Origin of the sequence: Veillonella sp. VA141 (assembly GCF_003992175.1) — a bacterium.
In the GTDB taxonomy this organism is placed as follows: Bacteria; Bacillota; Negativicutes; order Veillonellales; family Veillonellaceae; genus F0422.
Genome location: NZ_RQVM01000001.1, coordinates 83,798 through 109,194, shown reverse-complemented (window position 1 = coordinate 109,194; position 25,397 = coordinate 83,798). Strand labels below are relative to the sequence as shown.

At 37.0% G+C, this 25,397-nt stretch carries 31 protein-coding genes; 30 read left to right on the top strand and 1 reads right to left on the bottom strand.

The genetic code is table 11. From position 1 onward, the window contains the following. Nucleotides 1-2 precede the first annotated feature (2 nt). From EO112_RS00580 to EO112_RS00550, 7 genes are all read left to right on the top strand, one after another. A complete protein-coding gene (locus EO112_RS00580) occupies nt 3-869 on the top strand; it encodes a ChbG/HpnK family deacetylase (protein ID WP_127162431.1) in 867 nt (288 codons plus the stop codon). Then, nucleotides 866-1,864: a lysylphosphatidylglycerol synthase transmembrane domain-containing protein gene (locus EO112_RS00575; protein WP_127162429.1), complete on the top strand. Its 999-nt coding sequence runs from the start codon at nt 866-868 to the stop codon at nt 1,862-1,864. Before EO112_RS00580 ends, EO112_RS00575 begins: the two co-directional genes overlap by 4 nt. A 2-nt stretch (nt 1,865-1,866) precedes the next feature. Further along, nucleotides 1,867-2,319, top strand: a complete 453-nt coding sequence (locus EO112_RS00570) for an ACT domain-containing protein (protein WP_062402832.1) — start codon at nt 1,867-1,869, stop codon at nt 2,317-2,319. Nucleotides 2,320-2,337: 18 nt separating this feature from the next. Beyond that, entirely contained in the window at nt 2,338-3,630 is a 1,293-nt protein-coding gene (locus tag EO112_RS00565; RefSeq protein WP_127162427.1) for a homoserine dehydrogenase, read from the top strand. A gap of 10 nt (nt 3,631-3,640) precedes the next feature. Continuing rightward, nucleotides 3,641-4,570, top strand: a complete 930-nt coding sequence (thrB, locus tag EO112_RS00560; protein ID WP_127162425.1) for a homoserine kinase — start codon at nt 3,641-3,643, stop codon at nt 4,568-4,570. Between the two features lie 80 nt (nt 4,571-4,650). Continuing rightward, complete coding sequence (htpX, locus tag EO112_RS00555; protein WP_127162423.1) at nt 4,651-5,514, top strand: zinc metalloprotease HtpX; 864 nt, start codon at nt 4,651-4,653, stop codon at nt 5,512-5,514. Between the two features lie 64 nt (nt 5,515-5,578). Then, on the top strand, nt 5,579-6,082 hold the full coding sequence (locus EO112_RS00550; protein WP_127162421.1) for a cob(I)yrinic acid a,c-diamide adenosyltransferase: 504 nt from the start codon (nt 5,579-5,581) through the stop codon (nt 6,080-6,082). A 114-nt stretch (nt 6,083-6,196) separates the two neighbouring features. Here EO112_RS00550 and EO112_RS00545 read toward each other — a convergent pair whose 3' ends face one another. Beyond that, nucleotides 6,197-6,547 carry a hypothetical protein gene (locus EO112_RS00545; RefSeq protein ID WP_127162418.1) on the bottom strand — a complete coding sequence of 117 codons (351 nt, stop codon included), beginning with the start codon at nt 6,545-6,547 and terminating at the stop codon, nt 6,197-6,199. A gap of 72 nt (nt 6,548-6,619) precedes the next feature. Between EO112_RS00545 and cobU the strand changes: the two genes are divergently transcribed. The 23 genes from cobU to dapB all read left to right on the top strand — a co-directional run bounded on the left by cobU (nt 6,620) and on the right by dapB (nt 25,339). Beyond that, nucleotides 6,620-7,207, top strand: a complete 588-nt coding sequence (gene cobU, locus EO112_RS00540) for a bifunctional adenosylcobinamide kinase/adenosylcobinamide-phosphate guanylyltransferase (RefSeq protein ID WP_127162416.1) — start codon at nt 6,620-6,622, stop codon at nt 7,205-7,207. Next, nucleotides 7,200-8,720 (top strand): cobyric acid synthase, encoded by a 1,521-nt coding sequence (locus tag EO112_RS00535; RefSeq protein WP_127162414.1) that lies wholly within the window; start codon nt 7,200-7,202, stop codon nt 8,718-8,720. The genes cobU and EO112_RS00535 overlap by 8 nt, the downstream gene beginning before the upstream one ends. After that, the gene (gene cbiB, locus EO112_RS00530) at nt 8,720-9,697 is read left to right on the top strand and encodes an adenosylcobinamide-phosphate synthase CbiB (protein ID WP_240629321.1); all 978 of its coding nucleotides are present in this window, start codon (nt 8,720-8,722) and stop codon (nt 9,695-9,697) included. The genes EO112_RS00535 and cbiB overlap by 1 nt, the downstream gene beginning before the upstream one ends. A gap of 7 nt (nt 9,698-9,704) precedes the next feature. Beyond that, nucleotides 9,705-10,442 (top strand): adenosylcobinamide-GDP ribazoletransferase, encoded by a 738-nt coding sequence (gene cobS / locus EO112_RS00525; protein ID WP_127162410.1) that lies wholly within the window; start codon nt 9,705-9,707, stop codon nt 10,440-10,442. Between the two features lie 19 nt (nt 10,443-10,461). After that, nucleotides 10,462-11,340, top strand: a complete 879-nt coding sequence (locus EO112_RS00520) for a GHMP kinase (protein WP_127162408.1) — start codon at nt 10,462-10,464, stop codon at nt 11,338-11,340. 11 nt (nt 11,341-11,351) lie between these two features. Further along, entirely contained in the window at nt 11,352-12,446 is a 1,095-nt protein-coding gene (gene cobD, locus EO112_RS00515; protein ID WP_127162406.1) for a threonine-phosphate decarboxylase CobD, read from the top strand. A gap of 11 nt (nt 12,447-12,457) precedes the next feature. Then, on the top strand, nt 12,458-13,102 hold the full coding sequence (locus EO112_RS00510; RefSeq protein WP_127162404.1) for a histidine phosphatase family protein: 645 nt from the start codon (nt 12,458-12,460) through the stop codon (nt 13,100-13,102). After that, entirely contained in the window at nt 13,092-13,817 is a 726-nt protein-coding gene (locus EO112_RS00505; RefSeq protein WP_127162402.1) for a pseudouridine synthase, read from the top strand. The genes EO112_RS00510 and EO112_RS00505 overlap by 11 nt, the downstream gene beginning before the upstream one ends. A 74-nt stretch (nt 13,818-13,891) precedes the next feature. Next, nucleotides 13,892-14,962: a Xaa-Pro peptidase family protein gene (locus EO112_RS00500; protein ID WP_126940312.1), complete on the top strand. Its 1,071-nt coding sequence runs from the start codon at nt 13,892-13,894 to the stop codon at nt 14,960-14,962. A 14-nt stretch (nt 14,963-14,976) separates the two neighbouring features. Then, entirely contained in the window at nt 14,977-15,534 is a 558-nt protein-coding gene (gene efp, locus EO112_RS00495; protein ID WP_126940293.1) for an elongation factor P, read from the top strand. Between the two features lie 95 nt (nt 15,535-15,629). Further along, nucleotides 15,630-15,992, top strand: a complete 363-nt coding sequence (locus tag EO112_RS00490; protein WP_126940294.1) for an Asp23/Gls24 family envelope stress response protein — start codon at nt 15,630-15,632, stop codon at nt 15,990-15,992. A 9-nt stretch (nt 15,993-16,001) separates the two neighbouring features. Continuing rightward, nucleotides 16,002-16,382, top strand: a complete 381-nt coding sequence (locus EO112_RS00485) for an Asp23/Gls24 family envelope stress response protein (protein WP_126940295.1) — start codon at nt 16,002-16,004, stop codon at nt 16,380-16,382. Next, the gene (gene nusB / locus EO112_RS00480; RefSeq protein WP_126940296.1) at nt 16,369-16,767 is read left to right on the top strand and encodes a transcription antitermination factor NusB; all 399 of its coding nucleotides are present in this window, start codon (nt 16,369-16,371) and stop codon (nt 16,765-16,767) included. The genes EO112_RS00485 and nusB overlap by 14 nt, the downstream gene beginning before the upstream one ends. Nucleotide 16,768: 1 nt before the next feature. Continuing rightward, on the top strand, nt 16,769-17,761 hold the full coding sequence (locus EO112_RS00475; RefSeq protein WP_126940297.1) for a metallohydrolase: 993 nt from the start codon (nt 16,769-16,771) through the stop codon (nt 17,759-17,761). A gap of 1 nt (nt 17,762) precedes the next feature. Then, nucleotides 17,763-18,968, top strand: a complete 1,206-nt coding sequence (xseA, locus tag EO112_RS00470) for an exodeoxyribonuclease VII large subunit (protein ID WP_127010438.1) — start codon at nt 17,763-17,765, stop codon at nt 18,966-18,968. After that, nucleotides 18,961-19,170, top strand: coding sequence for an exodeoxyribonuclease VII small subunit (gene xseB, locus EO112_RS00465; protein ID WP_126940299.1), 210 nt, complete (start codon nt 18,961-18,963; stop codon nt 19,168-19,170). The genes xseA and xseB overlap by 8 nt, the downstream gene beginning before the upstream one ends. A gap of 82 nt (nt 19,171-19,252) precedes the next feature. Next, on the top strand, nt 19,253-20,131 hold the full coding sequence (locus tag EO112_RS00460) for a polyprenyl synthetase family protein (protein WP_127060802.1): 879 nt from the start codon (nt 19,253-19,255) through the stop codon (nt 20,129-20,131). A gap of 9 nt (nt 20,132-20,140) precedes the next feature. Next, nucleotides 20,141-20,944 (top strand): TlyA family RNA methyltransferase, encoded by an 804-nt coding sequence (locus EO112_RS00455; protein ID WP_126940301.1) that lies wholly within the window; start codon nt 20,141-20,143, stop codon nt 20,942-20,944. 8 nt (nt 20,945-20,952) lie between these two features. Then, complete coding sequence (locus tag EO112_RS00450; RefSeq protein ID WP_126940302.1) at nt 20,953-21,831, top strand: NAD(+)/NADH kinase; 879 nt, start codon at nt 20,953-20,955, stop codon at nt 21,829-21,831. Continuing rightward, on the top strand, nt 21,828-22,403 hold the full coding sequence (locus EO112_RS00445) for a class I SAM-dependent methyltransferase (protein ID WP_127135328.1): 576 nt from the start codon (nt 21,828-21,830) through the stop codon (nt 22,401-22,403). Before EO112_RS00450 ends, EO112_RS00445 begins: the two co-directional genes overlap by 4 nt. Further along, entirely contained in the window at nt 22,403-22,858 is a 456-nt protein-coding gene (gene argR / locus EO112_RS00440; RefSeq protein WP_009353250.1) for an arginine repressor, read from the top strand. Before EO112_RS00445 ends, argR begins: the two co-directional genes overlap by 1 nt. Before the next feature lies 1 nt (nt 22,859). After that, on the top strand, nt 22,860-24,536 hold the full coding sequence (recN, locus tag EO112_RS00435) for a DNA repair protein RecN (protein ID WP_127162400.1): 1,677 nt from the start codon (nt 22,860-22,862) through the stop codon (nt 24,534-24,536). Between the two features lie 8 nt (nt 24,537-24,544). Beyond that, nucleotides 24,545-25,339 carry a 4-hydroxy-tetrahydrodipicolinate reductase gene (gene dapB, locus EO112_RS00430; protein ID WP_126940305.1) on the top strand — a complete coding sequence of 265 codons (795 nt, stop codon included), beginning with the start codon at nt 24,545-24,547 and terminating at the stop codon, nt 25,337-25,339. Nucleotides 25,340-25,397 lie beyond the last annotated feature (58 nt).

Sequence of the window (25,397 nt, the reverse complement as noted above, 5' to 3'; positions counted from 1 at the left end):
CTATGAAACGTCTAATTGTGAATGCAGATGACTTTGGTTTACATCCTCTTATTAATGAAGGAATCTTAGAAAGTCATCAACAAGGAATAGTAACAAGTACGTCTTTATTGGCATCTGGAAAGTATTTTGAGGATGCCTTATCATTAGCTAAGACAATGCCCACACTAGGCGTGGGATTACATGTTTGCTTGGTCGGTGGGCTTTCACCAGTCTGTGATCCTAAAGAAGTTCCAAGTCTACTGATAGATGGTAAATTTCCTATGACACACACAGAATTTATAAAACGGCTGTATACCGGACGTATAAAAGGTTCTGAATTACGAAAAGAAATTGAAGCACAATTTCAAAAAGTAATGTCTACAGGATTACCTATAACACATGTAGATGGACATCAACATATGCATGTACTACCACAAGTGTTGCCTATAGTGGCAGAACAAATGAAGCGCTATGGTTTAACTAAGATTCGTATGCCCGATGAAACTCCATTTTTAATAAATGGTGTGTCTTCACTAGGTCGTTGGATTGGTAAAGTAGGGCTAACGGTTATCACACAACAAGCCTACACTACATCTCGTGATTTTGGATTTTCATCGCCCCTATATTTTTGGGGGATGATGAATGGTGGTCAATTGAGGGAAGAATCTTTGTTAGCAATTTTAAAAAAAGTTGCTAAGAAACAAGGGGTCCATGAAATTATGACACATCCTGGTAAAGATAATCATACACTCCGATCCTTGTATGATTGGGGCTATCATTGGGATGAAGAACGATTTGCGATGACATCGGCTAGAGTAAAAGAATATATTAGCACTCATGATATTAGCCTCATCCATTATGGACAATGGACTGAAGGAGAACGTTCATGAGCACCATGGTAAAGCGAGGAATCTTCATTGGATTTTTACTCCTTATTGTGTCAGGTATAACAATTTATTTTACAATTGATTTAGATTCATTGGCTACGCTAGGTACATTTAATCTTACATCTTTATTGTTGGCCATAGTAGCACTTGCTTTAGGTATGTACTTTGATGGATTGCGCCTGCAACGATTAGTACATATGGGTGGATATAATTTATCCTTGATTGCCATTCTACGAGTTATTTTTGGTAATTATTTTATGGCCATGCTCACACCTGGTGCTAGTGGTGGTGCGGTGGCACAGGCTTTAATTTTACGGTCCTATCATGTACCTATTGGCACTGCCGCTCCGATCGTATTAGTGCGAACCGTATTTTCCATATTATTTCTAATTGTTATGTTACCGATTATATTGGTAACGGAACCAATCGAAGTACCATATATAACTAATACACAATTATTAGGTATATCGATTTTTGTTGTGATTTCAACATTTATGGGAATGTATTTACTACAAACGCGACTCATGAAACGCTTGGTAACTTGGATGTGTAAGATGATGAAGAAAGGAAACCCGAAAGGTTGGCTCATCAAGTTAGATGAATTTAATAGGGGACTTAGTTTATTATATGCAAACCCTATGCAATCTTTTATCGTTTTTATTGAGTCTGCATTGAGCTTATTATTCTTATATGCGATAGCGCCAGCTTTGATGTATGCGTTTACTTCAGATATTAGCATTGTTGAAATTTTAAATCGCATGATTTTATTAAATTTAATTTTATATTTTGCACCCACACCAGGTGGAACAGGAGTTGCTGAAGGATTATTTGTGTATTTATTCGCCTCCTTTGTACCAATTGGAACGGTGGGGCTAGTTGCAGTGGCGTGGCGGATTGTTGCAGAATATGTTCCATTTTTTATCGGCATGTATTCCGTATTTACTCTATATGGACAACACATGGCAAGTTCCGTTTCCACTAGTAGTGAAGAGGTGTAGTTATGGCTGTGAAAGGCAAAAAAGACAAATTTTATTTAGTGAATGAAGTAATCTTACCAGAAGCGATTAAAAAAACAATTAAAGTAAAATCTATTTTACAACTAGGAGAGGCTAAAACAATTAATGAAGCTGTTGAAAAAATGGATTTAAGTCGTTCTGCCTATTATAAATACAAAGATTATGTATTTCCATTTTATGAACTTTCACAAGGTAAAATTGTGTCAATTAACGCACTGATCTCTAATGAGTCTGGTATGTTATCTAATATCTTACGGATTATTGCAGATTATAATGGCAGTGTGTTAACAATTAATCAGAATTTACCGCTACAAGGTGTAGCACATGTGAATATTTCCTTTGAAACGAAGGAATTGACATTACCAGTAGAAGATGTTTTGCACGAAGTACGACAATTAGAGGGTGTTATTAAGGTGGAACTAATTGGTCAAGCCTAGTGCCTAAGGAGATTTAGAATGAAGCAAGGCGTAAAGATTGCCCTCTTGGGTTTTGGTACAGTTGGACAGGGTACAGTTGAACTATTGACTAAAAATTTAGATGTCATACAAAATCGTATTAGTGTACCAGTAATAGTAGATAAAATTTATGTGAGAAATCCAGATAAATATAGTCATGTTGCACTACCTGCAACAGCTACGTTTGTAACAGACTATAAAGAAATTTTACAGGATTCATCTATAGATATTGTAGTGGAAGTGATGGGAGGGACTACCTTTGCCCGTACTTGCATTGAAGAAGCCATTATTGCTGGAAAACATGTGGTGACTGCCAATAAAGATTTATTAGCAGAAGCTGGTCCCTATTTAATGGAGCTAGCTACGAAGCATCATGTGGACTTACGCTTTGAAGCGAGTGTGGCAGGGGCGATTCCAATTATCCGCGCCTTATATGATTCCTTCGGCGGTAATCAAATTACAGAAATTATGGGTATTTTAAATGGAACCACTAACTTTATTTTGTCTAAGATGAGTGAAGATGGATTAGGCTATGAAGAAGTCCTAAAAGAAGCACAAGACCTTGGCTATGCAGAAGCAGATCCTACATCTGATGTGGAAGGCTATGATGCAGCACGTAAATTAGCCATCTTAGGTTCTATTGCCTTTAATAAACGTATCTTCTTTGAAGATGTAAGTTGTGAAGGGATTACGCAAATTGATGCTAGTGATATCCAATTTGGCAAAGAGTTTGGCTATACTATTAAGTTGTTAGGTATTGCGAGAGAAACGAAAAAAGGTCTGTCCTTAAATGTACATCCTGCCTTCATTGCAAACACCCATCCATTAGCCTCTGTACGGGGTTCTTTTAATGCTGTATTTTTACGTGGTAATGGTTTTGATGAGGCTATGTTCTACGGTCGTGGAGCTGGTAGCTTACCAACAGGTAGTTCTATCGTGAGTGACGTGATGGAAGTAGCTCGTAATGTAGTACAAGGAAAAACAGGGGAAATGAAGCAGTTCTATTATCCGCAAAAAACAATGTATAGTTCTAGTAAAATTGAATCTGCTTACTACATTCGTATGACTGTGGATAACTCAACAGGTGTATTAGCAAAAGTAGCTACCAAATTAGCAGAACAACGCATCTCTGCTCATTCTGTTATCCAACGTAAAGCAGATAATGATACTGCTACATTAGCGATAATTACTTCTAAATGTCCTCATGCGTATATTCAAAATCTAATTGATTCTTTCAACCATTTACGTGTAGTTAGAGAAGTGGGGAGTGTCATCCGCATCATGGTTGAATAAAGGAGTGTTCATGAAATCTATTACGGTGCAAGTGCCGGCTACGAGTGCTAATTGCGGTCCTGGGTTTGATTGTCTTGGAGTAGCATTAAATTTATATAATTTATTTACCTTTGAACCTGATACAGAGGCTACATCTAATACGTATACTTTTGAAGGTTTTGGGGCAGATTTATTGGAACAGGAAGACCATAGTCAAAATCTAGTGGGTATTGCCATGGAGCGTGTATTTAAAGAGGTGAATGCTACACCAGTATACGGTCGTATTCATTCTAATACACAAATTCCTCCATCAAGAGGACTTGGCAGTAGTTCTACCGCTATTGTAGGTGGTTTACTATTGGCAAATGCCTATTTACAAGAGCCCCTAAACAAAGACCAGTTATTACTCATTGCCAACGATATGGAAGGGCATCCTGATAATGTAGCGCCGGCTATTATGGGGAATTTAGTCTGTGCTGTTGGTGGGAATGATACAGTATTCCATTCCCATATCGATGTACCAAGTAATTTAACCTTTGCTGTAGTGGTACCAGAAGTGATTGTAGAAACATCGTATGCGCGAAGCGTATTGCCAACGGAGTTAAGCTATAAAGAAGCTGTTGCCAATGTAGGATTTGCCACATTATTTGTAGGCTCTATGATACAAAATAGGATGGATAATTTGTCTGTAGCATTACAGGATTATCTACATGTACCGTATCGTAAAACTTTGATTCCTTATTGTGATGATGTATTTACTGCAGCTAAGAATCATGGTGCCTATGGGTCTACTATTAGTGGTTCAGGCTCAACCTTAATTGCCTATTGTTCTCCGGAACATGCAGTGACAGTGGCAGATGCTATGAGTTCTGTCTTTATGAATCACGACATTGATTGTCGTCGCTTTGTGCTTCATGCAGACCGTGAAGGTGCTAAAGTTGTGAAAATTAAATATGAGTAGAACTCTTCATGATTCTTTTAAACTGTATATGATATAATTAAGTATATATATTCTAAAATATATCTAAGTAGGAGGAATACATGAACAATATAAAAACAGCAGCCTTGTTGGCATTATTATCAGGATTATTGATGGTGATCGGTCAAATGGTTGGAGGTCACTCTGGAATGATACTGATGTTTATTATTTCCTTAGGTATCAACTTCTATACTTATTGGAATAGTGCGTCTATGGTACTACGTGCCTATGATGCAAAAGAAATTACAGAGCAAAATAATCCTAATATCTTTCAAATTGTAAAAAAATTAGTTCATAACGCTGGGTTACCGATGCCAAAGGTGTATATAATTGAATCAGAAGTACCTAATGCATTTGCTACAGGTCGTGACCCTGAGCATGCAGCAGTGGCTGTGACAACGGGTATTATGAATCTTTTAACCGATGATGAAATTGAAGGCGTTCTGGCTCATGAACTCTCTCACGTGAAACATAGAGATACACTAATTAGCACTATTGCAGCAAGTATGGCAGGATTTATTGCGATGGTGGCGAATATGTTACAATGGGCAGCTATTTTTGGTGGCCGTAATGATGAGGAAAATTCTAATCCTTTAGCCTTAATCGGTACTATCATTTTAGCTCCATTAGCAGCTAGCTTAATTCAAATGGCAATTTCACGATCTCGTGAATATTTAGCAGATGAAGAAGGGGCGATGATGAGTCGTAAGCCTTTATCTTTAGCATCTGCATTAGCTAAAATTGAGCATTATGCTAAATTTGGTGTGCTACCAGGTCAAAGTGAAAGTCGTGTATCATCTACAGCACACATGTTTATCATTAATCCTTTAAGTGGAATTTCTTCCACTATGACTCAATTATTTAGCACGCATCCATCTACAGAAAGTCGTATTCAACGTTTGCGTGAAATAGCGAGTCGCATATAAAGGTAGTGACATCTATCTTATGTTACAAAAATCGTAAGATTTCTAATTGTTAAGGAGGTATACTATGGCAAAAGTGTACACGAAAACAGGCGATGCAGGTTCTACTGGTTTATACACTGGTGAACGTGTAAGTAAAGCATCTCAACGTGTTTGTACGTACGGAACCATTGACGAGGCGCAAGCCTTTCTTGGAGTAGCTCGTGCGTACTCTGATAAAAAGGTAGTGCAAGACACATTATTGCAACTTGAAAAAGAACTATGGATGATTATGGCTGATATCTCTAGTTTAGGGCAAGAAGCTACTATTACAGATGAGCATGTGACTAATTTAGAGCAGATCATCGACAAATTTGATGAACAATTAAAGCCACTATCTAAGTTTATTTTACCTGGCGATAGTAAAACATCTAGTTTCTTACATTTAGGTCGGACCATCGTTCGCCGTGCAGAACGTGATCTATGGAAATTAGGAGAAACAGAAGAGATTCATATGTCGAATCTTCGCTATTTGAATCGATTATCCGACTTGCTATTTATCTTGGCTCGCGTAGAAGATGAAGTGAAATAGTTTACCATATAAAAGGAGGTACTCCATGTGGGGTACCTCCTTTTAGTATCTCTTAGATTATTTCTATCAAATCTTCTTGGATGTGCTATAATACTATGTATGTAGTTACTGTAATTAATGTTGTACTTCTTGTACATCTACAGTTTTGTTTAACACATCTTCTGGGCTTGGATAGAAGAAATAGATCTGGTCGATCTCATTTTTAAATTTCTCACGGATGTGTACAGATAATAATGTTTCAAACTGAATGATGTCTTCTGATTCCATCACAGCATCTTCTACCAATATAAATAATTGTGGATCTGCTTTTGGGGCATTCGGTGGTAAACGATCTGGTGAAAGTGGAACATTCACGATGATGCGTACAGAAGCTACATAATTTCCATTTTGATCTTTGATGGCTGCACGGTATGTATTTTCCCATAGAGTGGCCATTAATTGGATGTCTAAGTTTAATAATTCCATAGTTGTCTCCTTTATTAATGAACGTATAGTACATATGATAACTGATAAAGGGCAACTTTGTATAGGTATACTATGAAAAATCGTATCATATTTTGTACAGGTGGTGCCCGCAGTGGAAAAAGTGAATTTGCGGAAACACTGGCATTATCAAAAGAAGGACAAAAAGGATATATTGCTACAGGTCAAGCCTATGATGAAGAAATGAAACATCGAATTCATTTGCATCAAGAACGGCGTAAACAGATTTGGAACAATTATGAAATTCCCTATGCTATGAGTGCTGAAATTCAAAAAATACTAGATGAATGCTCCGTGGTATTAGTAGATTGCTTGACGATGTGGACTACTAATCTAGTATTACAAGATGGAGAATTTACATCTCAGGAAGATATAAATAATCGTGAAAGATTTATACTTTCAGAAGTACAGGCTGTACTCGATGCCATTCGATCTTACAGGGGAGACGATGAAAAAACAATTATTTTTGTTACCAATGAGATTGGCTTAGGTATCGTGCCAGAGAATAAATTAGCTCGTATTTTTAGAGATATTATGGGACGTGTCAATCGAATGGTAGCAGCAGAGGCTGATGAAGCGTATATGACAATTAGTGGTATAACAATAGATATAAAAGCATTGGAGGTAAATCACCATGGCTAAAAAGATTATGTTTCAAGGTACCAGTTCTAATGTAGGTAAAAGTATTTTAGCTACAGCAATGTGTCGTATTTTACACAATAAGGGATATAAAACAGTACCTTTTAAAGCACAAAATATGGCTTTAAATTCTTATGTTACAAAAGCAGGGGATGAAATTGGTCGTGCCCAAGTAGCGCAAGCGGAAGCAGCAGGTTTAGAGCCTATTGTACAAATGAATCCTGTCCTATTAAAACCTACAGGAAATCAATCTTCTCAAGTCGTGTTAATGGGTAAACCAGTCGGCGTGTATAGTGCTAGAGAATACCATACAAAATATTCCTTAACAGCTTTAGATAAAGTAAAAGAAAGTTTACAATATCTTGATGATCATTTCGATATGATTGTCATTGAAGGTGCTGGTAGCCCTGCGGAAGTCAATTTAAAAGCTAATGATATTGTTAACATGCGGGTTGCTAAATTGGCAAAGGCTCCTGTTATGCTGATTGCAGATATTGATCGTGGCGGAGCCATTGCCTCTGTGGTGGGAACCTTAGAATTATTAGAACCAGATGAAAGAGATTTAGTAAAAGGCATTATCATCAATAAATTCAGAGGTGATGTCACATTATTACAACCTGCTTTGGATTTTATTGAAGAAAAAACAGGTAAAAAAGTGGTAGGTGTAGTGCCGGCTATTGAAAATCTTGATATTGACGAAGAAGACTCTGTGGCTTTAGAAAGTAAATATAGAGGTGTATCAAAAGAGATTACCATTGCTGTTATGCAAACTCCTAAAATCTCTAATTTTACAGACTTTGATGCTCTTGCCTATGAACCAGATGTATCTGTACGTTTTGTAAAACAAGGGGAACCTATCGGGCAACCTGATATGGTTATCTTGCCGGGATCAAAAAATACGTTAGCTGACTTAACGTACTTACAAGAACATGGTTATGACAAGGATATTCATGCCTTAGCAGAAGCTGGCGTGCCAGTGCTAGGCATTTGTGGTGGCAACCAAATGTTAGGGGAAATGCTTTATGATCCGGAAGGGATTGAAGGGGATATTCCTGAATTAAAAGGTTTAGGTTTACTTCCAACAGCAACTACTATGAAAACGGAAAAATTAACACATCAAGTTTGTTTTGATGTAAAGAATTTATCTTTTTTAGGTACTAACTATAGTAGTGAAAATCTTGTAGGCTATGAAATCCATATGGGAGATACTCAACCAGTAGGACCAGGAGAACGTTGTTTCCATATTCAAAAGCGTAGTGATGCTAAGGTAGATGTAATTGATGGATTTGTCACTAGTAATGGTCAAGTGATGGGCACATATATTCACGGTATTTTAGATAATGATGGTTTACGTCGCTCTATTCTGAATGCATTGCGTACAAAAAAAGGATTAGAGCCATTGGATGTTGTATTCCGCTACTTTGAACATAAAGAAGCTGCCTATAATCGATTAGCTAAGATTGTAGAAGAACATTTAGATATGGATTATATTCAATCATTATGGGAGCAAGAATAATGGAATGGTTTATACACCATCTTCTTTATTTTATTCCTTTAGGGGCACTTTTGTTAGATACTTTAGTGGGTGACCCTAGAAGTAAATACCATCCTGTTGTTTTAATTGGTAATTGTATTTCTTTCTATGAAAATATTTTGTACAAAAAAAATACCACTCCAAAACATCAAATTTTGCTAGGTATCTCTACCGTTTTATTGGTCATGATTACTGTTATGATCATCGTTACGGGCCTATTGTTCATCGGTGGTACTATTCATCCAATTGGCTATTTTATCATTTCTTTGTTGTGCCTATATATCGCCATTAGCCCACGGTGCTTAGCCGAGTCAGGTATAGAAATTGCCAATTTATTACGCAAAAAAGATATAATAGAAGCACGCCGTAAAGTAGGTTGGATTGTAGGTCGTAAAACTAGCGATCTAGATGAAAGTGAAATTACTCGCGCCACCATTGAAACAGTAGCAGAAAATACAGTAGATGGTATTATTTCTCCCCTATTTTGGTTTGTCCTATTAGGCCCCTGGGGCGCTATTGGATACCGAGCGATTAATACTATGGATTCTATGTTAGGCTATAAAAATGAGCGCTATTTATACTTTGGTCGATTTGCTGCTAAATTAGATGATGTTGTTAATTATATTCCAGCTCGTCTTACCTTTGTGTTATTTGTAATAGCCGCATTTCTATGTGGCAAGGACTGGAAACAAGCCTTCCGTATAGCAGCTCGTGATGCAGCTAAACATCCTAGTCCTAATGGAGGGTATGCAGAGGCTCCAGTAGCTGGGGCATTACATATTCGGTTAGGCGGGCAAAATGTGTATCATGATAAAGTTACCTTCCGGGCTTATATGGGAGATCCTATAACATCTATGGTAGGGAAACATATTTATCAAACTATATATTTGATGTATACTGTTTCTATTCTCGGAGTTGTGTTGACAATGGTCAGTACATATGTAATTAATCAATGGTAGGTGGAATATGAAAGGATTTTTTGTAGGTCTTCAATTTTTAACACGATTAAAAATTGTGAATCAAACAGAATGGAAAGTAGAAGACTTTGGCGCATCGGTTTCCTATTTTCCATTAGTAGGTCTTGTCATCGGTGCCTTTATGTGGGCCCTGTATAGCTTAGCAAATCCTTATATTCCGGTGTCCTTACTGATGCTTATATTAGTTATCTTTGAATTTCTATTTACTGGTGGGCTTCATGCAGATGGTTTTATGGATACTTGTGACGGTTTATTTTCAGGACGTGATCGGGAACGTAAATTAGAGATTATGAAAGATAGCCGAGTAGGGAGTAATGGGGTAGTAGGATTTGTATTTTTAACGCTCTTAAAATGGCAATTATTAGTAAATCTACCAACTATAGTGGTTCCTATAGTTTTGGTGAGTATGCCCATATTGAGCCGCTATACGATGGTCATTAGTATTCAGAAGTTTCCCTATGCAAGACCAGAAGGTATAGGTAAATTTTTTGCTGCTAATGCCCCTAAGTATGCCACATCGGTAGCAACGGTATTGGCATTATTACCAGTGTTCTTCTATGAATGGTTTTATGCGTATCTATTTGTTATTGCTTTAGCTGTGAATCTTATCATTAATTCTTATGTAACAAAGCATTTAGGCGGAACTACAGGGGATACGTACGGATTCGTATGTGAATTATCAGAAGTTTTTATTATTTTAGGTGCAATTATTGTCAGTGTTATATAAATGAAAGGAGGAAGTAGAGTTGGCATTTTATGTAAGAACGCCAGGGACTTGTGGAGAATTTATTCAAGGCTCCATAAAGGGACAACGATTTTTAGTAACTTGTCCTATTAATCGTTATTCCTATGCTATTGGCGATGTACAATTCCCACTTCCTCTTTCATCGATTTCCTTACAGTCAAAAGCTTATCAAGCGTACATCACAGTATTGGATACATTGGGTATCAATAGAGCAATAGCGAAGCCCGTGTATTTACATTCTGATATTTTACAAGGAAAAGGATTGGCCTCTAGTAGCGCCGATATTAGTGTGGTGGCTATGGCTACAGCAAAAAGCCATGGCCATAATTTATCTATGGAGCAATTGGCCTCTATCTGTTTATCAATTGAGCCTACTGACGCCCCCTTTTACCCGGGTATTGTTCAATTTGATTATCTCAATGGTACATGTTGTGAATTATTAGGCACATGTCCACCGATCCGCATCGTTATGTTCGATGAAGGCGGTACTATTGATACAGTACAATTTAATCATCAACAAAATTTAGATGTGTTAATTGATGAAAAAGAAGAGTTGATGGTAGAAGCTTTAGCAAAATTTAAAGAAGGTATACATAAGCATAATGTTAAACTTATCGGTGAAGCCTCTACCATTAGTTCTTTCGGTAATCAACGTATATTGCAGAAGCCAAATTTATATGCTTTGCATCAAATTGGTATAGAGTGTAATGCTATCGGAACGATTATTGCCCATAGTGGAACCGTGCTGGGTTTGCTATTCCCTCCAGATTCACCAAGTGTTGTACACTGCTTGCAACGAGTAAAACAGGAATTGCCAAATCTTACCTTCATGGATATAGTGGAAACTACGAATGAGGGAATTACTTTCATGGAACGATAAAGGAGGTTATCATGGTAAAAACAACGAATGTACATGGTGGCAATGTGCATAAAGCGAGCCGACTATTACATACTTCCTTAGATCAGATTTTAGATTTTAGTGCCAATATTAACCCATTAGGGATGAGTAGTAAGGGCTTGGATGCCGTGAAGGATGCATTGCAGGATGTCATTCATTATCCAGATCCAGATATGACTCATCTTTATTCCATCACTTCTGAATTGTGGAATATCCCAAAGGAATGTATCGTTTTTGGCAATGGAGCGGCAGAGTTAATTTATGCTATCTGTCGATTGCCTCAGATCGAAGGTATTTATGTGCCAGCTCCAGGATTTTCCGAATACAGTCATGGCGCTAAGTCTTGTGGTTTGCCCATTGTAGAATACCCCTTAGAATTTGATGAGCATATATTTAGCTTTTCCTACGATTTGAATACTATGTTACAAGACCTACAGCAGAGCAAACACGAGTTAGTATTTATTGGAAATCCCAATAATCCATGTGGTACTTTGTGGAACCAGGAAAGTCATGAATTGTTTGAAGTATGTAAAAATAATGGTCATTATCTTGTGTTTGATGAGTCATTTATTGATTTTTTAGGGGATGCATATTCTATGCGTAACTATGTAAAAGAGTATGACAATGTGATTGTTGTACATTCTTTAACTAAGTTTTACGCAGTCCCTGGTTTACGGATTGGGGCGATGATGGCAAACCCTATGATTACACAATTTATCAAAGATCATATTCCTGCTTGGTCTGTAAACCATATAGCTCAAATATACAGCGAAGAGGCTCTACAAGATGTAGATTATATAAAAAGGACTCGTACAGCACTAAAAACAGAAAAAGAATGGCTATATAAGGAGCTTATGCAGATGGACTCCTTACAGTGCATTGAACCATCTGTGAATTATATTCTTTGCCACCTACATGAGCAGTATTCATTAGAAGATATGATTCAGAATTTATGTCATCAATCTATCTTACTTAGAGACTGCTCTCAGTATACTGGGCTAGGGCCTAATTGGTTTCGGGTAGCTGTCAAAACAAGAAAGCAAAATCAGCAACTAATACAGGCTTTACAAGCATATTTTAGATTATAATAGGAGATATAATGATACAAATTTATTTTGTTCGCCATGGTGAAACGGATTGGAATCATCTTGGAAAGCATCAAGGATTCAGCGATATACCATTAAATGAAAAGGGCATGGCTCAAGCTGTGGATGTGGGGAATGCTTTACGAGATGTTCATTTTGATAGAGCTATTGTTTCAGACCTAGTACGAGCTAGGGTTACGGCTGAAGAAATTTTAAAAGGCCGATATATTCCTACTACTTTCACAGAAGGATTAAGAGAAATTAACTTTGGCGACTGGGAAAGCTTAACATATTCTGAAATTAATGAACGCTGGCCGGGCCAAATCGAAGCCATTTATGAAGATCCATCAGAGAAACCAATTCCTAATGGGGAGACAGTAGAAATGGTGCAAGAACGTGCCTATACTCGTTTATTAGAAGAGTTAGCGCGTATGGAAGATGGAGAGCGATTATTAGTAGTTTGTCACGGCGGAACTATACGCACATTATTATGTGCATTAACAGGCATTCCATTAAATTGTTTATGGCGTTTAGCACAAGGTAATACAGCTGTTAGTGTAGTAGATTTTTGGGGTGATAAATCCCCTTATAATCGTATTTGTATATTAAATGATACATCTCATACTCATGTGAGAGAAGGTGGTTACGGTGAGGATTGATAAATTTCTAGCCCATAAGGCTTTTGGTACAAGAAAAGAAGTGCATGATTTAATCAAACAGGGTCTTGTAAAGGTAAATGATAGTATTGTTAAGAAAAAAGACATGCATATCAATCCTGATGTAGATGTGGTTACGGTTCAAGATCAAGTTGTACAAGCACAATTAGAATATTATATTAAATTTCACAAACCAGCTGGATATGTAACAGCTGTAGAAGATTCTACAGATCCTACTATCATGGAGTTACTTCCTGAAGAGTTTCAAACTTTGAAGGTATTCCCTGTGGGACGACTTGATAAAGATACAGAAGGGTTGTTATTATTAACCAATGATGGTCCTTGGGCTCATAAAATTATTCATGGCAAAAAAAATATTGGTAAAACTTACTATGTAGAATATAGTGGGGCTTTATCAGATGAAGGCATACAACGTATACAAGCTGGTATAGTTTTAGGGGATGGTACAGAGTGTAAGCCGGCAGAACTATCGCTTCACAATGATGAAGGAGTGATGCATGAGTCTGGTGAAATCATTCACTCCTGTGAATTGACTATTTACGAAGGGAAATATCATCAAGTGAAACGTATGATCGGTGCCTGTGGTGGGACGGTAACGTACTTACAACGCATTGCTATCGGTAGAATTACCCTTGATTCTATTGAAGAAGTGGGCACATTCATAGATTTAACAGAAGAAGAAAAAGAAATTGTTTAATCGAATCTATTCAATTTGTCATATCTATGCATTATATGGTATCATTAGTTGATGCTTTTTAAGGAGGCGAGATGATGAATGGATTAGCAACTTTACAAGGATTCCTACAAGAAGAATCATACGGGGGCGCTATTCTTATTAGTCCTATTAATCTGCATTATTTTGCTGGCTTTACAGGAACTACAGGGGTTGCCCTTGTAACGCCTAACAAAGCGTATATGATAACGGATAGTCGTTATACAGAACAGGCAAAAGAACAATGTGAAGGATACGAAGTAGTAGAATATACAGGTGATGTATATGAAACAATTAGGGACTTACTAAAACGTTCAAGTATTGGTTTAACTACATGTTGCTTTGAAGGAAACTATATGAGTGTCGATGTATTTCAGCAAGTTTGTGATACATTGAATGAAACAGAATTTTTATCCTTCGATTTTGCTAGCCTTCGTATAGTGAAACGAGAAGATGAACTGAAATATTTACGGCAAGCGTTTAATATTGCAGATGAATCATTTGCAGCTATGTTACCACAGCTAAAAGTGGGGATGACTGAAAACGAGGCACGTATTATTCTAGAAACAGAAATGTTACGACGTGGATCTAAAGAGCCATCGTTTGCAACTATTGTTGCTTCTGGTTATCGTTCTAGTATGCCTCATGGGGTCGCTAGTGATAAAGTGATGGAGCTAGGCGATTTTATTACCTTTGACTTTGGTGCTATGTATAAAGGATATCATTCAGATATGACACGCACTATCGTATTAGGTAAGGCTAGTGATGAACAAAAAGAGTTGTACTCTATTGTGTTAGAAGCACAACAACGTGGTGTTGCATCTATAAAAGAAGGTGTAACTGCTTTAGAGATAGATTCAATTTGTAGAGACTATATCAAAGAACAAGGATATGGGTCAAACTTTCGTCATGGCACAGGTCATGGGGTAGGTTTAGATATTCATGAATTACCAGTGGTATCACCAAAATCAAAAGATATATTAAGATCCAATATGGTAGTCACAGTAGAGCCAGGTATATATCTATCAGGGCATATGGGATTACGTATTGAAGATACAGTTATAGTTACTAAGGAGGGTTGTGAAGTTCTCACAAAAACTCCTAAAGATTTAATAGAACTAGATGTGTAATGGAGGGATTTATAATGATTTCCAGTAATGATTTTCGTCCAGGCGTAACTGTCGAATTAGATGGTAATGTATGGCAAGTAGTTGACTTTCAACATGTTAAACCAGGTAAAGGAGCAGCTTTCGTACGTGCTAAATTGAAAAACCTACAAACAGGTGCTGTGGTAGAGCGTACTTTCAATGCTGGTGAAAAAGTGCCAAAAGCTCATGTTGACCGTCGTCGCATGCAATACCTATATGAATCTGATGGAGCATATACTTTCATGGATAATGAAACATATGACCAAACTGAATTAACAGTAGATCAATTAGGGGATGCTAAAAACTTCTTGTTAGAAAATATGGAAGTATCCATTATGTTCTTCCAAGGTATCGTAATCGGTATCGATTTACCAGTAGCTGTTGAGTTACGTGTAGTTGAAACTGATCCTGGTATCCGTGGTGATACTGCAACTGGTGGTAATAAACCTGCTACATTAGAAACAGGTTATGTTGTAAAAGTACCTTTATTCATCGAAGTAGACGATGTATTGCGTGTAGATACACGTACTGGACAATATATTGAACGTGCTTAAACCACAGATTTGATCTTTTAACAACTAGTATAGTATTGTAATTAAAAGCATTTGTTGGCCTGTGGTAGGACGACAAATGCTTTTTTGGTAAATATATGGAAGATAATCGCTTTTTTGAAGGACTGATACAGTTCGACCATTCTGTTTATGAAATGATTGCTACCATGACAGCATTGGAAACTAAAGGTGTTGCGGGTATGAGTACAACATTTGGAGATACGGTCAGTAGCATATTTGGCAGAAAAAATGCCATGGAAGGTGTAAAAGTACAAGTTTTAGAAGATGGATCATTGCAAGTATCTCTACATATTGCAGTGTATTATGGATATCGCGTCCCAGATATAGCCTTGCGTTTACAAGAGCGAGTAAAAAGTGCTCTTGTTTCTATGGCAGATGCTACTGTGAATAGTGTGGATATTTATGTGCAAGATATAATTTTTGAAAGTACCATATTATAGAGGATTTGTATGTCAGATCATTTAGAAATTGAAATTACAGATGCCGTTATTTTAGATGTCACTGCAAGAGTATTGTCATCTTTCGATGAAATACACTCCATGAGCAAACGATTTTTTGATGGTGTTGTAGATGGTATCTCACAAAAACTAGGGCAAAAAAGTTGGCCTGGAATGAATGTTAAACATAAACGAGATAGCTTTGGAGAGGCTTTTATAGAAATTAATTTATATCTTCGTTTATATTGTGGATCTCATCCATTAGAAGTGGCACGACAAATACAACAACAAGTGCGGCAAGATTTACGAAATATGTTAGACTTATATCGTGTTCGTGTAGATGTACACATTGACGGTCTAGAAAGAAGGGAACCTAATCATGAATCATCGTAGGTTAGCAAGAGTGTTTGCATTTGAAACTATTTATGCAGATACATTTTCAGAAGAAATAGTTGAGGAGGCAGTTTTAGATACCACTAAAATGCAAGGAAAAGCCAATCAATTTGCAAAACAATTAATTGCAGGTGTGCGTAGTGAAAAAGAACAATTAGATGCAGCTTTACAAGAATTTTCTCCTAAACGTAAAATGGAACGTTTTCCTAAAGTAGAACTTACTATTTTACGTATGGCAGCGTGGGAGCTATTACATCCACAAGAGGATACACCAGCAAAGATTGTTATTAATGAAGCTGTTTTATTAGCGAAAGAGTTTGGTGGAGAGACTTCCTATAAGTACATTAATGCTATCCTTCATAATTTAGCTAAATCGAGACAATAACATGACCTATTATTTAGGAATAGATACAAGTTGTTATACTACATCTTGTGCAATTGTTGATGAGGAAGGTAGATTAGTACAGGAAGTTAGAAAACTGTTAGAAGTACCGCAGGGGAAACGAGGATTACAACAGTCACAAATGGTGTTTCAACATACTCGTGCTTTAGGTGAACTGATTCAGTCTTTACATTTGGATCAACCCATTTCAGCTATCGGTGTCAGCGGTTTTCCAAGACGAGAAGAAGATTCCTATATGCCGGCATTCTTAGTAGGTCTTAATACAGCAAAATCACTGGGACATTGTTTACAAGTTCCTGTACATGTATTTTCTCATCAAGAGAATCATATATGGGCAGCCTTACGTGAAATTGGTGAAATTCCAGAAGGTCCCTTTTTAAGTTTACACCTTTCTGGAGGAACCACGGAATTTGTTCTTTGTGAACGCATTTATAAAAGTGGTTTTAAAGTGCAAATAGTAGGTGGCTCTGATGATATAGCAGGAGGCCAGTTAGTAGACCGATTAGGTGTTTTAATGGGCTTAAAGTTTCCAGCGGGCCCAAGCATGGAAACATTAGGAAGGCGTATTAAATACAATGTAGACTCGGTGCTCCCTGTATCAGTAAAAGAATCTACCATTAGCTTTGGTGGGCCATATAGCGCTGGACAACGCTGGTGGGAATCTTTACAACATGGGCCTATAGATTGGACTGATAGGGAATCATTTAGTACAGAAAAAAATGCACAAATCTTGGCAGCCTCTGTGTTCCATTGTATTGGAAATTCCCTAGAGAAAGCCTTATCTCATATTTTAACAAAACATAATATTACAACCTTAATTACTGCCGGTGGTGTCATGGCTAATACCTACTTACAAGATCGTTTAGTTCATTGGGGACACCATCATGATTTAGATGTGTTATGTGTATCCTCTAAATATAGTGCAGATAATGCCTCAGGTAATGCCTATGGAGCAAAGGTTGTTGAAGGAGAATAGAATGGATGCTTACTCCGTTGGAGAATTAAATAAAATTATTAAGCAAACCGTAGAGGGAGAATTTCTCTTAAAGAACTGTATTGTTGAAGGTGTTATCTCTAATGTAAAACGTCATAGTACAGGACATTATTATTTTTCTCTCATCGATGATACAGGCTCCATTGATATGGCTATGTGGCGTTCTAAAGTGCAACAACGTGGCTTGGAAGGTGCCCTTGAAAACGGTTTGTTAGTACAAGTACGAGGAAACATTAGTTTTTACGAAAAAACTGGTCGTTTAAGTTTTATTTGCGAAGATATTCGTATTGGTGCCAAAAGTGACTATCAAATTGCTTATGAGAAATTAAAACAAGAGCTATATGCGTTAGGGTATTTTGACGAACGGCACAAACAACCTTTGCCACCTGTACCGAGTTGTATTGGTGTTGTTACTTCTGCATCAGGAGCAGTTATTCACGATATTTTACATGTAGCATCCCATCGCAATCCATTAGTAACATTTAAAGTATTTAATGTACCTGTACAAGGACCTACAGCGGGCCCTGTTATTGCTCGTGGTGTAGCTATGGCAGATGCTGACCCAGATGTAGATGTAATTATTGTTGGTCGTGGTGGTGGCTCTATGGAAGATTTATGGTGCTTCAATGATAGAGCTTTAATAGAAGCTATATTCCAATGTACAACACCGGTTGTGTCTGCAGTAGGTCACGAAGTAGATTATACACTATGTGATTTTGTCGCAGATGTAAGAGGGGCAACCCCAAGTCATGCTGCAGAATTATCTATCTATCCACTGTTGGACTTACAAGAAGAAGTACAGCAGAAATTAGACTTTATTCACAATACTGTGCAGTATCGTATTCAAAAAGAAAAGCAACAGTTATTTTCTATTGCCAACCGCAAGATTATTGTACCTGCCATGAACTTGGTGCATCAACAGAGAAATATATTACAACGTTTTGAACACCTATTACATAGTGCAATACAAAAGAAATCCCAAGATGAATCACGTAAATTAGCTATATTAGCGACTCAATTAGATAACAAAAATCCTTTAGCTAAGGTCATTAAGGGATTTGCAAAAGTTGATCTTAATGGTACTCCATTACAAACGATTCAAAGTGTACAAATTGGCGATACATTAGATATACATATTCAAGATGGATCTGTGAAAGCGACTGTACAGGAGGTAACACATCGTGGCTAAATCTATAAAAAATTATGAAAAGAAATATACAGCCTTAGAAGAAGTAGTAAAAAAATTAGATGACGAAAGCTTATCTATGCATGAATTGTTAAAAACCTATAAAGAAGGATTAACATTAGTCAAAGAATGTTCTGATTTATTGCAACTTGTAGAAGAAGAAATTGAACAAATAATTGAAACTGTACAAGTAGATACGAATTAGGAGACAAAGTACGTTTTTTTAGGTATAATAGAATTAGAATATTTATACAAAAATTATTATCTTTCAAAGAATTGAGGATATTATGTTAAAAGAGTACTTGCAACAAAGCAAAGCAGACATTGAAAGTTATTTATCCTCTGTATTAGAATCACCTAATACGGAATATGCTCGTTTATACGATAGCATGAATTATAGCTTATTGATGGGTGGTAAAAGAATTCGGCCTATTATTACAAAAGCTGTCATTGAATCTTTAGGTGGATCTTGGGATGCTTATAAAGATGTAGTGTGTGCTATAGAATTGATTCATACCTATTCTTTAATTCATGATGATTTACCAGCTATGGATAATGATGATTATCGTAGAGGAAAACTAACCAATCATCGTGTATATGGCGATGGTATGGCTATTTTAGCAGGAGATGGATTATTAACCTATGCCTTTGAATTAGTTAGCAAACACACAACATTATCTGCAGAACAAGTAGTGCAAATTATTCATGTCTTAGCCAAAGGTGCAGGGCCTAGCGGAATGGTAGGTGGACAAGCTTTTGACCTACAATCAGAAGGAAAATTCCTACCATTGGATGAATTAGTAGTTCTTCACAAAGGTAAAACAGGAGCATTATTTAGTGCAGCTGTTGAAATTGGTCTGATTATTATGGAGGCCACAACATCCGTAAGAGAGGCCTACCTACGATATGCTGATCATTTAGGTTTATTATTCCAAATTACCGATGATATTTTAGATGTAGTAGGCACACAAGAAGAATTAGGTAAAACTCCTGGCAGTGATGAACGTCAGCATAAAGCAACCTATGTATCTATTTTAGGATTAGATACTGCTAAAGAACGAGCTCAAGAGGTGGCTAATCTAGCATTAACAGCGTTACATGATTCCAACTGCACATCACCTGTTCTTGAAGGTCTAGTCCAATATTTAATGGATCGCACACAGTAGGAGACACGTATGAGTCAAAAAGAACGTCTTGATATACTACTGGTGCAACGTGGTGTATTTGAAAGTAGAGAAAAAGCCAAGGCTGCTATTATGGCGGGGCTTATCTTTTCTGGTACACAGAGATTGGATAAAGCTGGTACTAAAGTTTCAGTAGATACACATTTGGAGGTAAAAGGTAATACCTTACCATATGTAAGCCGTGGTGGCTTAAAGTTGGAAAAAGCCATCGAGTTATATCCTATCGATCTAACGAATGCCGTAATGGTAGATATTGGTGCTTCCACAGGAGGGTTTACAGACTGTGCCTTACAGCATGGAGCAGCCAAAGTGTTCGCCATTGATGTAGGGTATAATCAACTAGCCTGGAAGTTACGACAAGATCCTAGAGTCATTAATATGGAAAAACAAAATATTCGCACCGTTACTCCAGTACAATTAGGGGAACTTAGCGATTTTATTTCCATAGATGTAGCATTTATCTCTTTGGATAAAGTGTTACCTGTAGCGACTACTTTACTTAAAGATACTGGTTCTTTAGTAGCTTTAATCAAGCCTCAGTTTGAGGCTGGTAAAGAACTAGTCGGTAAAGGTGGAATAGTACGTGAGAAATCCACACATAGATTGGTGTTAGATCGTATCTTGCACATTGCTAAAGATTGTGGGTTATATTTACATGGACTAACCTATTCTCCCATTAAAGGAATGGAAGGAAATATTGAATTTTTAGGATATTTTACAAAACAAGCAGAGGGTTCCTTAGACATTACTGAAGGGCTTATTACAGCCACGGTAGAGGAGGCTCATCGATTATAGGAGGATCTATGAGAATCGGTTTCTTTCCTAATATGAAAAAAGAGAATATTCGAGATATATTATCACAAGCAATTACCTATTGCCATACATATGGTATAGAAGTCTATATGCCTAAAGAATTAGAACATCATGATGTATATGCGTTGGGGATAGAGAAATCTCACTTATTATCACGACCAGACATATTTGAACATTTGGATATGGCATTTAGCTTTGGTGGTGATGGTACAATTATTCAATTAGCCCGTCAAATTTACCCATATAATGTACCAATTTGTGGCATTAATTTAGGGGAATTAGGTTTCCTAAATCAAATAGAGCTTGAAAACTTAGAGATGGCCATTGAAAGAATTAGTAAAGGCGATTTTTATGTGGAAGATCGCATTCATTTAGTGGGAACTTTGCATACTCCAGAAGGAGAACGCGTGCTGCGTCCTGCTATTAATGATATTGTTGTATCCCGCTCAGAACCGGGTAAAATGGCTCGCATTAATTTGTCGATTAACGGTGGACATACTCAAATGTATCCTGCTGACGGTTTAATTGTAGCATGTTCCACTGGGTCTACAGGGTATAACTTATCTGCTGGAGGTCCTATTATGGCGCCAGATAATCGCTCTCTTATAGTAACACCGATTGCCCCTCATTTATTGCAGGGCGTATCTTTGGTGCTAAAAGAAAGTGCAAAGATTGATATTACTATGCCAGAGCGTCAGAAAAATCTACATATCTCTGTAGATGGCACTTTTGATTACGAATTTAGTAATACTGACTCTTTACATATTGAAGCACATCCACAATATTGTAAATATGTGCGATTTAAAGATCAAAAATTCTTTGCTACCTTGTTTAAAAAGTTGACCGCACGATCTAAGGAGGTTCTATGATTCCTCTACACCATAGTGTAGAATTTCAGCATCACTTATGGTTGGACGCCCTAGTTACAGCTAGAACTATTGTAGATATTACTTGTGGCAATGGACATGACACAGTATATCTATTGTCACATTGTCATGAAAATTCTCATGTATATGCTATTGATATACAAGAAGTAGCGCTAACAAGGACGAAAGAAAAGCTTTTGAAAGAGCTTCCACAGGCTATAAAACAAGTGGATTTCATATTGGGGTCACATGATAGTGCACTGGAAACACTTCCTGTATCTACTATCGATTTAATGGTAGCTAATTTAGGGTATTTACCGAATGCAGACCATCAAATTATGACACAATCTGTATCAACAATTAAAGCTTTATCAAAAGGATTAGAAAAACTTTCAGTACATGGATTATGTACTATTGTAGCGTATCCTGGGACAGAAACTGGTCGTAAAGAGGCAGAAGATTTAGAAGACTATATAGCTTCTATTAGTCAAAAAGATTTTCACTGCAGTACATGGCGACCATTAAATCAAGCGAATCAACCGCCTATTTTATATATTATTCGTCGGAGGAAATAATGAAACGTTTTCGTTATAATAAGATAAAAGAAATTATTCAAACTAAGGCTATTGAAACACAAGAAGAGTTAGCGCAAGCTTTGGTAGAAGAAGGGATTACCGTTACACAAGCAACAGTATCACGTGATATTAAGGAATTGATGTTAATTAAAGTTCCTACAGGTGATGGACGATATAGATATGCCTTATCTCCAGAAGAAAATATTATGTTATCTAGAACACGCATCAATCGCTTGTTCCAAGATTCTATTTTGCGTATTGACCACGTGTTGAATCAAGTCGTATTACATACATTACCTGGTTCTGCGCAGTCAGTAGCCTTTGCTATTGACCATGCAAAATGGCATGAAGTTATAGGTACGATTGCTGGAGATGATACAATTTTATTGATATGTAATTCTGTAGAAAGTGTAGAAATGGTATTGGACCGTATTCAAGACTTAATGAGGGATTAATATGCTAGTACGCATGGGGATTAAAAATTTTGCCCTCATCGAACATATGCAGCTAGAGTTTGCCAAGGGCATCACAATTTTTACTGGAGAAACAGGTTCTGGTAAATCTATATTGATGGATGCGTTTTCTATTCTATTAGGAGAAAGAGCTAGTAGTGAATTTATTCGTCATGAGAAGGATTCATTCCTGATTGAAGGCGCTTTTGATATTGCAGGAGATACAGCATTACAAGAGCTATTAGTAAATAAAAATATTTTAGTAGAAGAAGATACTTTAATTTTATCTAGAACTTTTAATCGAAATGGTAAATCACAAATTTTAGCTAATGACCAAGTGATTCCATTGAAGGCATTACGTGAAATTGGCACCTATTTAGCAGATATTCATGGTCAATATAGTAACCAACAGCTCTTATTACCGGATACACATCATATCTATTTAGATACGTATGATGATAATGCCACGAAGGCTTATGAAAATTACGTAGTAGCCTATACTGACTATGCCAGTGCAAAGCGACAATTAGAAACATTGCGTGAAGAGTCGGCACAAAGAATTCGTGAATTAGATATGTTGCGCTTTCAGATTGATGAAATTGAAGAAGCCCAATTACAAACTAATGAAGATACAGCTGTATCTGAAGAATTAGAGAAATTAGATAACTATGAGCATCTTCAATCTACAATTTCTAGTTGTTATGATGGTATCTATGGGGGTAGAACTCCGCTTATTGATGGCTTGAATAGTATAACTAATGAAGTGACTGATCTTGTAAAATATGATAAGGATATGGAAGAAATAGCTGAGTTATTGCGATCTGCGTATTATCAATTAGAAGAAGCTGGACAAGCTTTAGATAGATACCGTGATTCCATTAGCTATGACGAAGAACGCTATTATTACTTACAAGAGAGAGATACGCTTATATACAATTTAAAACGTAAATATGGAGATACTATTGAAAAAATTTTAGCCTTTGAAGAAATGGCACAAACGCGATTAGAATTACTAGAATCAGAGGAAAGTGAAGAATCGCAGTTAGTGGAACGCGTGGAAACCTTACAAACACAAGCGGTACAAGCTTTAGAAAGGCTTACAAAAATACGTTATGCTCATCATAAAGAGATTACTGATGCCTTACAGCAAAACTTAACTCAATTAGGTATGCCAAAGGCAAAGTTAGAATTTGTCATAGAAGGTACTGAGATTTTATCTCCTTTGGGAGCGAGCCGGATAGAGCTATTGTTTTCTGCCAATGCAGGGGAAGCTTTATTACCACTACATAAAGTTGCCTCTGGCGGTGAATTAGCGCGTATCGCCTTAGCTTTTAAATCCGTATTTAATAAAGCAACTCGTAAGACATTAGTATTTGACGAAATTGATGTAGGTATTAGCGGTGATATAGCCTTACAAGTGGCTAAACAAATTCTACAGTTAAGTTCTGGTAATCAGGTATTCTGTATTACTCACTTACCACAAACAGCAAGCGTGGCAAAACAACATTATCATCTACACAAGGTAGAAGAAGAAGGTCGAACTATTTCTAAAGTTACCATCCTTTCAGAAGAGGAACATGTTGCACAAATTGCCCGTATGATGTCAGGCCAATCTTTCTCAGATACAGCCTTAGAAACAGCAAAAGAAATGATTCAATACTTTCAACAGGAATTACTCTAGGAGGAACAATGAAAGTTTTAGTAAATGGAGCAGCTGGCAAAATGGGCCGTGAGGTTCTAAAAGCTGTTCATAATGATACAGAGTTAACCTTAGTGGGGGGGGTAGATCCTAGCCATGGAGGTAAAGATGTTAGTGAATTTATGGGCACTAGTCCTTTAGACTGTAAAATCTACAGTCAATTAGAGGAAGCTATTGAAGCCGTACATCCAGATGTGATTGTGGACTTTACAACGCCAGCCATTATTTTTGAAAATGCAAAACTTATGCTAACAAAAGGAATTCACGTTGTGATTGGTACAACTGGTCTTACAGAAGCACAGCGCCAAGAATTAGATTCCATTGGTAGAGCACATAATGCGAATTGTTTGGTAGCTCCTAACTTCTCATTAGGTGCGGTGATGATGATGAAAACGGCAGCGGAACTAGCTCCGTATTTTCCAGATGTGGAGATTATTGAATTACATCATAATCATAAATATGATGCACCTTCTGGTACAGCTGTATTAACGGCTAAATTGATCAATGATGCAAAACAAAAAGCAAATGTGAAAGCGGCTGAAGATTTAACTCGTGAGAGTCTACCAGGTGCTCGAGGTGCTAAGGTGGATGATGTGACAATTCACAGTGTCCGTTTGCCAGGTTATGTGGCACATCAAGAAGTTATTTTTGGTGGATATGATGAAACATTGGTGATTCGTCATGATTCATTAAGTCGCTTATCCTTTATGCCTGGTGTGGTATTAGCTTGTAAAAAAATCAAAGATTTTGCAGGCTTAACTTATGGATTAGAACATTATTTATAATTCTATATTCTATATAATTCTTGCTAAAGAAAAACTTAAATAGTATAATACATATAAC